This is a genomic window from Bdellovibrio sp. NC01 (genome assembly GCF_006874625.1).
Taxonomy (GTDB): domain Bacteria; phylum Bdellovibrionota; class Bdellovibrionia; order Bdellovibrionales; family Bdellovibrionaceae; genus Bdellovibrio.
The window spans coordinates 3,930,289-3,943,823 of the sequence record NZ_CP030034.1 but is presented as its reverse complement, the minus strand read 5'-3'; the positions used below and the strand labels follow the sequence as shown (position 1 = coordinate 3,943,823).

General features: G+C 44.3%; 11 protein-coding genes. 3 read left to right on the top strand and 8 right to left on the bottom strand.

Features of this window, described 5'->3' with window-relative positions; genetic code table 11:
• Position 1 precedes the first annotated feature (1 nt).
• Together DOE51_RS18935 and DOE51_RS18930 are read left to right on the top strand one after the other, a co-directional pair.
• Positions 2–1,564: a NuoM family protein gene (locus DOE51_RS18935; RefSeq protein ID WP_142698081.1), complete on the top strand. Its 1,563-nt coding sequence runs from the start codon at positions 2–4 to the stop codon at positions 1,562–1,564.
• Entirely contained in the window at positions 1,564–3,024 is a 1,461-nt protein-coding gene (locus DOE51_RS18930) for an NADH-quinone oxidoreductase subunit N (RefSeq protein ID WP_142698080.1), read from the top strand. Before DOE51_RS18935 ends, DOE51_RS18930 begins: the two co-directional genes overlap by 1 nt.
• Before the next feature lie 138 nt (positions 3,025–3,162).
• On the opposite strand, the gene DOE51_RS18925 is transcribed toward DOE51_RS18930, so the two are convergent.
• Positions 3,163–4,362 (bottom strand): patatin-like phospholipase family protein, encoded by a 1,200-nt coding sequence (locus tag DOE51_RS18925; RefSeq protein WP_142698079.1) that lies wholly within the window; start codon positions 4,360–4,362, stop codon positions 3,163–3,165.
• A gap of 358 nt (positions 4,363–4,720) precedes the next feature.
• Between DOE51_RS18925 and DOE51_RS18920 the strand changes: the two genes are divergently transcribed.
• A complete protein-coding gene (locus DOE51_RS18920) occupies positions 4,721–5,143 on the top strand; it encodes a hypothetical protein (protein ID WP_246845194.1) in 423 nt (140 codons plus the stop codon).
• A 43-nt stretch (positions 5,144–5,186) separates the two neighbouring features.
• Here the strand turns inward: DOE51_RS18920 and DOE51_RS18915 are convergent, their stop codons facing one another.
• The 7 genes from DOE51_RS18915 to DOE51_RS18885 form a co-directional block, all read right to left on the bottom strand.
• Positions 5,187–6,269: a hypothetical protein gene (locus tag DOE51_RS18915; protein ID WP_142698077.1), complete on the bottom strand. Its 1,083-nt coding sequence runs from the start codon at positions 6,267–6,269 to the stop codon at positions 5,187–5,189.
• Positions 6,266–6,760 (bottom strand): type II secretion system protein, encoded by a 495-nt coding sequence (locus DOE51_RS18910; protein ID WP_246845193.1) that lies wholly within the window; start codon positions 6,758–6,760, stop codon positions 6,266–6,268. Before DOE51_RS18910 ends, DOE51_RS18915 begins: the two co-directional genes overlap by 4 nt.
• A complete protein-coding gene (locus tag DOE51_RS18905; RefSeq protein ID WP_142698076.1) occupies positions 6,757–9,300 on the bottom strand; it encodes a hypothetical protein in 2,544 nt (847 codons plus the stop codon). Before DOE51_RS18905 ends, DOE51_RS18910 begins: the two co-directional genes overlap by 4 nt.
• 77 nt (positions 9,301–9,377) lie before the next feature.
• Positions 9,378–9,905 carry a thermonuclease family protein gene (locus DOE51_RS18900; protein ID WP_168196497.1) on the bottom strand — a complete coding sequence of 176 codons (528 nt, stop codon included), beginning with the start codon at positions 9,903–9,905 and terminating at the stop codon, positions 9,378–9,380.
• Positions 9,906–10,057: 152 nt separating this feature from the next.
• On the bottom strand, positions 10,058–12,463 hold the full coding sequence (lon, locus tag DOE51_RS18895) for an endopeptidase La (protein WP_142698074.1): 2,406 nt from the start codon (positions 12,461–12,463) through the stop codon (positions 10,058–10,060).
• Positions 12,464–12,604: 141 nt separating this feature from the next.
• Positions 12,605–12,976 (bottom strand): TraR/DksA family transcriptional regulator, encoded by a 372-nt coding sequence (locus tag DOE51_RS18890; RefSeq protein ID WP_142698073.1) that lies wholly within the window; start codon positions 12,974–12,976, stop codon positions 12,605–12,607.
• Between the two features lie 144 nt (positions 12,977–13,120).
• Positions 13,121–13,495, bottom strand: a complete 375-nt coding sequence (locus tag DOE51_RS18885) for a TraR/DksA C4-type zinc finger protein (RefSeq protein WP_246845192.1) — start codon at positions 13,493–13,495, stop codon at positions 13,121–13,123.
• Positions 13,496–13,535 lie beyond the last annotated feature (40 nt).

Genomic DNA, 13,535 nt, shown 5'->3' with positions numbered 1-13,535 from the left:
TATGATCCTGAGTTCAATTGTTTTTCTACCTCTTTTGTTCGCACTGATCGTAGCTGTGTGGCCGAATGCTAAAACGCTTCGCCACCTGGCTCTTGGTTTGTCAGTGATTGAATTCCTTCTTTCGCTAGTTGTTTTGCAGCAGTTCGATTCAAGTTCTGCAAGCTTGCAAATGGTAGAGAAGTTTATGTGGATCGAACGCTTCGGCATTCAATACTTCATGGGGATCGACGGTATCTCTTTGTGGTTGGTGATGTTAACGACGTTCCTTACTCCGATCATTATCCTAGCTAGCTGGACATCGATCTCTGAAAAAGTAAAAGGCTTCCACGTTTGCATGTTCATCTTGCAAACTGCGATGCTTGGAACTTTCTTGGCGATGGACGCTGTATTCTTCTATGTGTTCTGGGAACTTGCACTTGTTCCGATGTACTTCATGGTAGGTATCTGGGGTGGCGCACGCAGAATTTATGCAACTGTTAAGTTGTTCATCTTCACGTTCGCGGGCTCTGTGATGATGCTTGTTGCGATCATCTATATGATGTACCTAACTCAAGAAGCTACTGGTCACATGTCAGCAAACTTGCTTGATTTCTATAAATTGAAGATCCCATTTGTTGGCGGAACTTTCTTCAGCCTTCAAACATTGTTGTTCTTCGCGTTCTCTTTAGCATTCGCGATCAAAGTTCCGGCATTCCCGGTTCATACTTGGTTGCCTGACGCCCACGTTGAAGCACCAACTCCTGGTTCAGTTATTCTTGCCGGTGTTATGTTGAAGATGGGTACTTACGGTTTCATGCGCTGGGTGATCCCATTGTTCCCTGAAGCTTCTGAGTACTGGGCATGGTTGTTCATGTTGATCGGTACTGTAGGTATCATCTACGGAGCGTTGGTAGCGATGGTTCAACCGGATGTGAAAAAACTTGTGGCGTACTCTTCAGTGTCGCACATGGGTTACATCTTGGTTGGTTTGTTCGCGTTCAATGCTTACGGCATGACGGGTGGTTTGTACCAAATGTTGAATCACGGTATCTCTACAGGTGCTCTGTTCATCTTGATCGGTATGATCTACGAAAGAACTCATTCTCGTGAAATTTCTAAATACGGTGGCTTGGCTGGCGTACTTCCGATCTTCACGATCTTCTTCTTTATCGTAACTCTTTCTTCGATCGCGGTTCCAATGACGAACGGTTTCGTAGGTGAGTTCATGATCTTGCTTGGTACTTTCAAAGCGCAACCTGCATTCGCTTACTTCGCTGTCACTGGCGTTGTTCTTGGTGCGGTTTACATGCTTTGGATGTTCAAACGTGTATTCTTCGGTCCACAAGGGGAGCTTGTTAAAGACGAGCACCATCCTCTTCATGACTTGAATGCGCGCGAGATCGTAGTTCTTGTTCCGATGGTTATCATGGTGTTCTGGATGGGTCTTTTCCCGAACAATTTCTTGAACTATTCAAAAGCAAGTATCGACTTCCTTGTGAATAACAAGAACAACTATAACCTGACTATTGCAACACCTGGTTCTGCTGAAACGACAACGACTCAAGCAGCACAAGGGGGTAACTAATGAATATGACAATTGGACTAAGTGATATCCTTCTTGTTTCGCCAATGATCGCATTGTTCTTGGCAAGCTTGATCCCACTAACAGTAAAAGTTCTTCGTGGTAACCGCGAGCAAAACCCGATCGTCACTTTGACTCAAGGTTTGCTTGGTATCGTGATCGCGATCGCACTTCTTGCTGTGTTTGGTGGCGCTGGTAAAACAGCTTTCAACAACGGTTTGATCTTTGACGGCGTTACTCAATGGATCAGCGTGATCGCTTTGCTTGCAGCGGGCGCTTCAATGATCATGATGTACGAAAATCCAGCGACAACAGGCAAACAATTCTCTGAATTGATTTTCTTGGCGATGTCTTCGGCAGTAGGGATGTTGATCCTTGTTGCAGCAGTAGACTTGTTGATGGTGTTCATCGGTCTAGAGATGATGTCTTTGGCATTGTATCTAATGATCGCGATGTCACACGAAGAAAAGCTTTCTAAAGAAGCTGCTTTGAAATACTTCGTACTAGGTTCATTCGCTTCAGCAGTGTTCTTGTACGGTGTTGCTTTCATCTTTGGTTCAACTGGTGGCACAAACATCTTGAGCTTCATGGAAAATGCGGCAGAGCTTGTGCAAACTTCTCGTTTGTTCTTGTTCGGTATCGCGTTCGTGATCTTGGGCTTCTGCTTCAAGGTTTCAATCGCTCCATTCCATGCTTGGACTCCTGATGTTTACCAAGGTTCGCCAACTCCGCACTCTGCCTTCATGGCGACTGCGGTTAAGGCTGTTTCGTTCGCAGCGTTCTTGCGTATCATTGCAACGAAATCTTTGGTTGGTTCAGATCACTTGTTCGACATCCTTCAATGGTTGGCTGTTATTACAATGATCGTTGGTAACACAGCTGCGATTTTGCAAAACAACTTGAAACGTATGATCGCTTACTCTTCAGTTGCTCACTCTGGTTACTTGTTGATCGGTGTGATCACTGCGGGTGTCAGTGAAAACGGTGCGTTCGGTGCTTCTGGTGTGATCTTCTATCTTCTAAGCTACGCATTGATGACTTTAGGTGCGTTTGCGATTGCTGGTATGATGGAAAAATCTGAAAGCCATATCGTTAACATCGACGATCTTGCGGGTTTCGCGAAAAATAGACCAATGCTTGCTTTGTGCATGACTGTGTTCTTGTTGTCGCTTGCGGGTATCCCACCAACTTTAGGTTTCTTCGGTAAGTTCTACATGTTCAATGCAGCTATCGGTGAAGGTCTTTTGTGGTTGGCTATCTGGGGTATGATCAGCTCTGTGATCGGTCTTTACTACTACCTACGCCCAATCGTCGTTATGTACATGAAAGAAGGCGAAGCAGAAATCGCTCCTCGTTCATTGAACGCAACAACAGTTGCAGTTGTCGTGATGGCAGTAGCAATCGTGTTGATGGGCTTCGTATCTGGCCCACTATTCACAGCAGTAGAAAAAAGCCTCCTATAATTAATTTCGAAAATTCGAACTTAAAGAAAAACCCTGGGCAACCCCCGGGGTTTTTTCGTTCAGGGGTGTCTGGCGTTTTTTTGGGTCCATGCTGCGTTAATTGCTGCAGTGTAGACCCAAAAAAGTGACAGACACCTTTTAGAGGTCGTGTTGGCGGAGGACGTTGATTCCGGATTTGAAGCCGATGCGCACGATGCGAGCTAGGATTTCTGGGTTCAAACTGAAATGGTCGACGAAGAACATTTCGTAGTTTTGTGGGCGTGGGGCGATGTAGATGTAATCCACTTCTGGGCGGTGGTTTACTTTTTCGCGGATGATTTGAAGCAACTTTTCGCGTTGTTCATCCGGAGCGCCAGTTTGTTTTAAGTAACCGTCGACAGCGTTGTAGATACCTTTGATGTCGTTTTGATTTTGAATATGCTTCGCGATCTTTTGTTGAACGACTTGATACAAAGCTTGGTTCAAGATCAAAGGGATGCCGTACTTATGCAATGAACCCATCTCTTCCGTAAAGTGATAAGGCTGAATTGAATAAGATGAAATAACTAGATCAGCACCGCTATCAACCGCTACGTGGGTTGAAAGGGTGTCGCGGATCTCGCCATCATAATAGAAGATCTCTTTGCCATCAGGGCGTTTGATTCCGTAAGGAGCAAACACCGGGGGCAATGACGTTGAAGCGGCAACGGCATCAGAAATCGTCGAATAATTGATGTATTTCGTAGTCGCAGTTTTAAAAGACTCGGGGAAATTCCCGAAGATAGCTTTCCTTGAGTGGTTCAGTTGTGTGCCCACGATGAACAACTCCACGCCTAATCGGGCAAAGTCGTTATCAAGCAGAACCTCTTTGCGTAGATAGCCTTCGATCCCACGGGTAGAAAACAAGCCGTTGAGTTTCAAACCGTTTTTCAATAACGATTCAAAGCCACCACTCACCAAAGTTTTATCAAGCAAAGTGCGCGGCAGGAATTTCAAAAGACCCGAAGAGTTGAGGTTGAAGATATCGCGATAAGAAATCGGTTTTAAATAACGAAGATCCGATTTATCGAAAGTGGGCGTTGTGCCCGAACCGATTTGAAAGGCATTAATCAAAGACTCGATTGGATAACCAGCACCCAAAATAGCGGCGACGAAGGCTCCAGCACTGGACCCCACGTAACAGCGAATCGTTTTCGGATCATCCTCGCGAGAATTCTGACGCACCATCTCTTTGGTGCCGCCCGCAAATTTGAATCCTTTTTCTTGAAGGGCTAGGCAAACACCGATGTGGAATGCGGCAGCTTTAATGCCTCCACCACTGAGTACCAAGGCCACTTTCTTTTTGTCTTTAATACGCATATCAATAACTTAAGTATTTGGTTTTTTTAGGGTTCGAGCAAAGAGTTCTTCGTTTGACCACGCAAAACAACACAGAAACCTTGCCTATTCAGACGTTGGTCTAGTGACTAGGCGATGAATAACCAGATCAAGGTCCTGTTTTTCCTTGAATTTGAATAACTATTCACACTAAATTTGACAGACTGAAGTCCTGTGATAGGGTTGATTACGCAGGCTGAGTAGGTGACCACCTCACCAAAAAGCTAAGCCTATCGCACTTCAGCTCGTAATTGAGGTGGGTATAGGGGATTTGATGAACGTTGAGACTTACGGTTCTTGGTTACCGCTAACGGACTACTCCACTAAACATAAGATTAGTGTGAGCACGCTCCGCCGAAGAATCAAAGCCAACGACATCAAGTTCCGATTTGAAGACGGCAAGTACTTCATCATGGACGAACCGGTGAGTACCCATCAAAGAGTATATCGCCCCTCCCAAGAAAGCGACCTCGCTTTGGTGGGTGCTCATCAAGGAATGATGAAAGAAGGTAGTGACATGGCCACTTCAAAAGACGAAATGAAGGCTCAGGACCTGGTTGATAAGACCGTTAAGGTGAACAAGGATGAGCCGATTCTCACTGCCGCGAACAAACTTTTGAACGAGTTGAAGAAGGCTTACACTTTAATCCTTCAGGAAAAAGAGGAGCAAATCCTTCAACTCAAAGACGAAGTTGCGGATCTAAAAACTCTGGTTAGAGTTCTTGAATCTGAAAACGATCGCTTAAAAGGTTTCAAACAATAATTTAAAAGACCCTTCCCGTACTTGAAGAGCTCTTTCCGATTCTTTACTGAATGCAGGCAAGGGCTCTTTTTGCATTTAAGTTCGTAGCAAAAATAGTTCGCGCCCTCGAGACGGTATTCTTTGTCATGTTACTGCTGGTCGCAGCACCGGCTTGATTCTTGAGCGGCAAAGTCGCCTTCAATTCTAAATAAATAGAGTTCACGCAAAATCCATTCGGATCGCTAAAAGTATCAGGCAGGAAGTTCGCGGGATCGACACGCACACCTTTTTTTGTACCTAAATACTTCGCCACGAAAGAAGAGACATTGAATTCTGCCGGACGGTTCTGCAAAAGCACCGTTGTTTTATTTGTCAGAGGTTCAATCTTAATAAGGCTCAGATCAGTCTTTCGCAGACATATGAAGACGGTCGACGAAGCATACGCCTCACTACCCGTAATAAAAACCGAACTGGTCAGTTGGGTAGGTGAAGCCTTTGCATTCTTTGGCATTTTCAAAAACACACTGGCGTAATTGTAAGTAAGCTGGTTGCCGTTAGCGTCGGTTTTGGCTTGATCGTCATAAGGATCCGTAGCGGAATTTAAATTCATTTTCACAGAGCCAACTTCATAACGACGAATGTATCTGCGATCCGCATCGACGATCGTAATTTCGGTAGGTGCTTTATTCGCTTGAAACAAAGATTGATCGGTCCCGTCGGCAGTCACACGAAGTTCATTTGCGGATGCAGATTTTCCAGAATCGTTTGTTTCTGACCAAGAACGCAACAGACGTTCCGAGCGAGTGTTGCGATCAAGTGCTGTGTAACGGAAAACAGAATGGGTCGCATCAGCCAAACACTCTGCTGGGGCATTATCTGGCGTGATAGAGCTTAAACCGAAATAAAGTCCATCATTATTAGCCAACAAATCTTCGGTCGGATCAAAGCGAACGACGTTACGTAAATCATTTTCAATATTCTTAATCGAAAAAGACATGTCGATTTGGGTCGAACTCCAATCGTCTAAGTTCTTTTTTTCGGAAAAGAAGAAATAGATGACCTGAATAGTTCCACCGATAACGAGAGTCGCAAGACCCGCCGCCAACAAAAGCTCAATCATGGTGTAACCGTTTTTACGTTTCTTCATCGCTTAAAGATCACAATCTGGCTGTTAACAATCGTTTTACCTTCGCCATCACTCCAACCCCATACTTGCATCGTCACTTTGCGAAGGGTGTCCGAATATTTTGGAAGCTTCAAAGAGCTGGAGCTGAAACTGGCATCGATATCCGAAGCGGGTTGCATACCCCAACCGATATAAATCATATTTTGAGTTAAATCGGGTTGCGGGCACGCGCCACTGTTAAGATCCACAGTCGTTTCAGACACAAAAGTTTTATCCGCTTTATAAGTGCGCATGAAACACTTACCGATCGGCGCAAGATCTGCGATCTGCAAGCCTTTGAGTTCAATCACATTGTCCGTCAAAACTTCTTTCAAAATGATAGAGCGATCGACGTGGGAAACGTGTTTGCGCGAAGAAAGAACAAAGAAAAGAAAAATTGAAACGCCAACGACTGAAATTCCAATCGCCAAAAGCACTTCAATAAGAGTCATACCGCGTTTATTCAAAATCACTTCGTATTCCTTGTCTCGATCACAGGTTGATCAACGCCGACGATGGAACCGATGTTGCGATAACTTGAATCAGGTGATGTTTGTACGAATACGTAACGACCATTATTCACAGATGGATTTACCGCGTAAGGTGCCGTCGTTTCTGAAGCACTTGCTGGCACAATGTATTCAGCGTTCGCTTGAATACACGGCGTGAAAGCGGGTTTAGGTTTATAGTAAACGCCGCGGTCGTAAGTGAAATGCTTATGTGAAATATCGAAGAACGCAGGGTTTTGATATCTTGATTCTGCGGCGGCATGCAGTGGCGTCGTTAAATCACGTTTCCCTGGAATGACTGTCGCATCGAAGTTTACATAGATACGAATTCCTGTAAGGAGCAAATCCGATTCTTGTCGTTCGGGGCCTAGCACACTCATTTGTTTCCAGAATACATTCGGATAAAAACGAAGAGGAAGTTCACTGCCGTTGTAGTATTTAGAGCCAGCTGCGGGAAGCGGCGATGTTCCGCCTCTATATCCAGCTTGCGCGTAGTCAGTCACGCTACTTGGAGCAACTGCAGTCACGGGTTGGCCAGATGTCGAAACCATACAACCGTTGGCAATAAATTGTTCGGCACCCGAATCGGGCCCTGACCATAAACCTTGCATCACAAACGGCGCACTGACATTCGTTTTTGCGGTCGTAATTAGACTGATATTATTTAAATAGAAACGACGATAGCCATATTTAAAGCCATCTTCTTCATAGCGAGGATCAGTAAGATTATGAATAATCGGTTTAATCTTACCACCAGATGAAGGCCAGCGCTGATTCATATAAGTCTGATCCATCGGAACATAGAACGGACTTAACAGATGAACCTGTTCTGGTGATAACAACACCATTGAAATGCCTGGTTTGTTCGCGCCAGTAGAATCTTTATTAAAAACCACTTCGCGCAGGCGGCCCGGATCAGTATCAAGTGGTGATGTCGTATCGGCCTGTGCACCACGCAAAGAAATCGTGTCTTCCCCAACAATCCACAATGCAAACTTCTGGCGGGCAGCATTGTTTGAAAGCGCACTGACCATTAAGCCGGCGTTGTTGGATTGTTTAATTTCTGTTGGAACTTTCGTGTAAACAACTCGACGTAAAAGACGATCACTTAGCGACGCATCAGTTAGTTGCGATGGATTGAAGTTGTTTAAAGATAAACTTTCCATATCCAAACGCGAAATCTTCGCACACGCAGTTGAAGAATTTCCGGCATAACTTTGCAAGAAGTTGTTATCCCAAATTGCGCAGTCTTCGTATGCGGAAACAGGGGTACTGATAACTTGCCCACAGAGTTTAGCATCGTCTTCGAGAGCCTCAAGATTGTCCCAGTTCATCGAAGGTGAAGGAACAACTTCTGAATCCGAAGTGTAAAGATATCCATCAAGTCCTGCGTCTTTACGCCATTGCTTGAAACCTTTGGGAAAATGTTCTGAATGAGAACAATATTTTTTTGCATCGAATGCATCGGGTTTCGACATGCAAGTGGCATTAATGCGAATTCCGAAATTATTAGCACCAGCATAGTTATAATAGAATATGGAATATCTATCGACGTCGTTAAAATAGTTTCCACTGTCAGACGCATTCCATGATTCAAGGGGAGGATTTCCCCCAAATAAAGCAACTGGATAGACCTGATTTTTTAATGACGCTTTGGTGTTTGGAGTGCCAGAACCATTAATAACTTGATCACGCAAAGTTTCCGCGACGGATGAGTCCTTCGTGATCACCATTGAACCTCCACCAAAGGAAGACAGGGTCTTCTGTGGAGTGCCCCAAGCGTTGGAATAAGGTGATAACAAACCTAAGAGTGTTGCATTTGATGGATTGGGTTGCGGAACCGCATAAGAACGATAGTAAAGACCACCACCGAACTGCATGCGATCGCCTTGAATGATCGTTCCCCATTCGCCAGGGAAGACTGAGGTTGAACCACTCCAGTCGGTGTTGGGATTTGCACGTGGAACCATTCCATATGCTTGCAATGGACCTTGTGTATAAATCCTGCGGTCTTTGGCAATCAAAGCAGCCGGAGTTGTCGGATCATAATTTCGACCCAAAACAACCTCGTCATCACTACCGGAAAACAACAGATAATCCGACACATCCAAAACCTTCACACGCTTTTTAAACGTCGAAGTTAAACGACGATATTTTCCCGTCGCCGTCATTTCAAAATTTTTAGTGGTGAAATTGAAAGTCGTATCAACTTTCCAAGTGATGCCGTTAGGAAGACTACCATCAACACTAAATGTTTCAGCTTTTAAACAATTGCTATCGGGAGGTGGTTCCCACAAGCGACGAGATAATGCTGATTCCATCACGGCGAATGAAGAGCTTGTCGCTTCATCTAACAAAACCTGATCGAAATCGATGGATTTATAATTGTAGTCTTTCGTGAATACGTCGAGTGAGGTCATCAATACAATGACTCCCACTACACACAATACCGATACAATCAGTAGTGTACCTTGCCCCCGACGTCCCAGATGAAATCTACCCATAAGAAAATGATAAACAAATTTTTGGGAGAGAGTAGTGTTTATGGGAACACTGTTTCGAATCTGGACTGAGTAGTTAGTTAGGGCATATACACTTTATCAGTTTGGCACTTGCGATAACTTGGATGGCGATAACAATACGGGCTTACTAAATCTTTATCGGCCCAAATTCCTAAACGCTTTGCTTTCGCAGCAGAAACTGCAGCAATGTAACGGCCGTGAGAATATTTTGTCGAATCCCAAGCCCAGCCATTATCCACGATCATTTGGTTAATGTTCTTTTCGTCTAGGAAAACTGTGCAAGTAAGACGGTCATAGGAGTTACCGTTGCACTCAAGATTCACATTGCGGCCTTTGATTAAACCTTCTGTGTAGTCACGTGCGTCCTTACCATTTCTTTGTGATAACTCAGGACAGTCGATACCGGCGAAACGAACTTTTAAAACTTTGTTTGAGCTTGTGATGACTCGGCAAGTGTCACCATCATGACAGCGTTCAACGACGCCAGAATATTTGAAGATTGTTGTCGCTTTCTTTTTTCGCGCGAAAGCAGAGTTGGCAGAAAGAGCAATCAAAGCTGAAATCAACAAAGCAGAAAATCTTTTCATCGCAGAATCCTTTTCAAAAGATTTTACGTGAAACACAGATTGTAGCAAGACTAGTTCAAAATATTTTTGTAGATGAAAATAAAAAAGGACTGATTGCTCAGTCCTTTTTTGCATCGTTTGGGAGGGGCGATGTACCTTAGCGACGTAGCGAACTACGCAGCTAGGGATTTTGTTTTCTTTTCTGTTTTCTTAGTACCAGTCTTTTTAGCCTGGCCAGCAGCATCTTTATCGAACGCTACTGCGAACACTTCATCCAAGTTTTCCGCGAAAATGAAGTTGATGTTGTCTCTGAAAACTTTCGGAATATCCGCTAAGTCCTTTTTACAAGCCATTGGAATAATGATGTTCGTAATTCCAAGGTTCAAAGCTGCCAAACATTTCTCACGGATACCGCCGACTGGAAGGACGCGACCTTGAAGAGTCACTTCACCTGTCATCGCGATATCGTGACGAACAGGAGTACCAGTCATCAAACTTACAAGCGCAGTTGTAAGAGTGATACCTGCAGAAGGACCATCTTTAGGGATAGCGCCTGCTGGCAAGTGGATATGGATGTCGTACTTCTCGAAGAAATCCTCTGGAATATTTAGTTCTTCCATGTGGGCTTTCGCGTATGACATTGCTGCGTGAGCAGACTCTTTCATCACATCGCCAAGTTGGCCAGTGAGTGCAAGATGTCCTTTACCTTTCATTTTCAAAGCTTCAACAGTCAACACTTCGCCACCAGCTTGTGTCCATGCAAGACCTTGCACAACACCAACTTGAGAGTCAGCGATTTTGTCGTCGCGTTGGAAGCGTGGAGGACCAAGAAGCTCTGGAACTGTCGTAGGATTTACTTCTACGAAATTCTTTTCACCCATGACCACCATCTTAGCAACTTTACGGCAAACTGAACCTACTTCACGCTCTAGGTTACGAAGACCTGCTTCGCGAGTGTAACCTGCGATCAAGTACTTGATACCTTCATCAGTGAAAGAGATGTTCTCTTCAGTGATACCGTTTGCTTCGATTTGTCTTCTGATCAAATGTTTTTTAGTGATCAAAAGTTTATCGTTCTCTGTGTAACCAGGGATGTTCAAGATTTCCATACGGTCACGCAATGCTGGTGGGATATTCTCCAACACGTTCGCAGTTGCGATGAACAACACGTTTGAAAGATCGAAATCCACGTTCAAATAGTTATCACGGAACGTTGAATTTTGTTCTGGATCCAAAACCTCAAGCATTGCTGCTGAAGGGTCACCGCGGAAATCAGAACCCAATTTATCTACTTCATCGAGTACGATAACTGGATTGTTTGTTTTCGCTTGGCGAAGAGCTTGGATAATTTTACCTGGCATCGCACCTACATATGTACGGCGGTGACCACGGATTTCCGCTTCATCTTTCACGCCGCCCAAAGCGATACGGAAGTATTCACGGCCCATCGCACGAGCGATAGATTTACCCAAAGAAGTTTTACCAACGCCTGGAGGACCACCGAAGCACAAGATTGGACCTTTAAGATTTGGCTTAAGTTTACGTACAGCCAAGAACTCCATGATACGGTCTTTTGCTTTTTCCAACTCATAGTGATCTTCGTCCAAAATTTCTTTCGCACGTTTAAGATCGATATGGTCTTCAGATTTTTTACTCCATGGAAGGTCAGCCATCCAGTCGAGGTAAGTTCTAACCATTGTAGCTTCAGAAGCATCTGGATGCATACGCTCCAAACGACCCAATTGTTTCAAAGCTTCCGCTTCAACATGAGGAGGCATACCTGCGTTAACTAGTTTGTCACGCAATTCGTCCATCTCTTCTGATTTCGAATCTTGTTCACCAAGTTCGTTTTTGATTGCCTTCATTTGTTCACGCAAGAAGTACTCGCGTTGATTTTTAGACATATCATCTTTAGCACCGCCACGAGTTTTGCCTTGTGCTTGCATCACTTCAAGTTCAGCAGCCAAGATCTCGTTAACGATTTTAAGTCTTTCTGTAGCGTCGTGAGTTTCAAGAACTTTTTGAGCGTCTTGAACTTTGATACCTAGATTTGAAGCGATCAAATCAGCGATACGACCTGGATCAGAAACATCATCCAACACCAACAAGATGTCTGGAGAAAGAGGGCGACCTAAAGCGATGATACGCTCGATGTGCTCTTTTGCTGTTCTGATAAGAGCTTCATTTTCTACTACTGTTTTTTGAGTTGGGATCTCTTCGATCTTCTCTACAGCAACTTCAAATGAAGGAGATGTCTTAGAATAATTTTTTACGCGGCCTTTAGCCACACCTTGAATAAGGATTTTTACACGACCATCAGACAATTTTCTCATTCGCATGATCATTGCGATAGTACCAACTGTGTAGATTGAATCTGGAGTTGGGTTTTCTTCAGAAATGTCTTTCTGAGAAGCTAAGAAGATAAGGCGATTTTTTGCTAGTGCCTCTTCAACCGAGCGGATAGATGAATCACGTCCTACAAATAATGGAATGATCATATAAGGGAAAACAACGATGTCTCTCACAGGTAACATTGGAAGTGTCTGTGGGATTTCTAGTACTTTATCGTCAAAACTCATACCGCTCCTCCGCGCTGATGCGGGAATTATGTTTTCTGGTATGAGACTTCTCGGTGTGAGACAGCGATAGCTTGAATAAAAACTAAAAAATTGGACTGACATCCATGTCAGCGGACCTCATCCAATGAGTGCTAACAAAGATTATTGATAAATATTCGAGTGGCTTTCTTGTTCTTCCATGCACTCAATACAAAGGGCTGTGAAAGGTCTAGCCTGAAGTCTGCGTGCGCCGATAATTTCGCCGCATGATTCGCACTGGCCGTAGGTACCTTCAGCAATTTTACCCAATGCACGTTCAATAGAGTAAAGCGCAACGCGATCTCTTTCATGCAAGTGAATAGAAATATTATTGCTGGCATCTTGAGAAGCGATTTCTGCTTCGTCGCCATGAGCAGTAACAGATGATTGTTCTGCTTTGAATTCGTGTGACTTGTTTAAGATCGATGCCTTTTGGAAAAGCAAAGACTCTTTCAAGTTATCTAGTTCTACTGTTGTAAGTTCGGTTGCGTTCATCTCACCCCCCGATATGATGTTCGCTGGCGCTCGCCAGAAGCGAGCCATGCCGAAAATTTCAGTCACTTATTACGGGGGATGGCTTTTGTGTCACCAAAAAAGCAGTGCGTGACGGATTAGTAAGCACGCGTCGCGCTAGCGTTTCTAGCGTGCAAATCTGCGACTTACAGCTTCACGAAGCTCTGCGCCTTCAATGCTTAGACGAGTCCAAGGAATCGCAAGAAGTCTTTCTGTTTCGATTGGTTCTTCCGTCTCTTCACAGATACCAAATGTTCCAGTCTCAATTCTGCCTAGGGCCATCTCGACTTCGAGTAGTTGGTTTCTCATGCGCTCTTGTGAAACTAAAAAAGAATGTTCCGCGATATGTGCAACTGATTGATCGGCTTCGTCGCCAGATTTTTCTGTCGCGACGTATTCGCGTTGGGCCGTTCTGAATCGATTCATGATTTCTTGTTTTTGGAAAAGAAGCTTTTTACGGCACTCCATCAAGATTGTTTCAGTGATACCCATCGATTTCATAACGAACCCCCTTCTGTAGATTAGTCCAGCACCTCGTCGC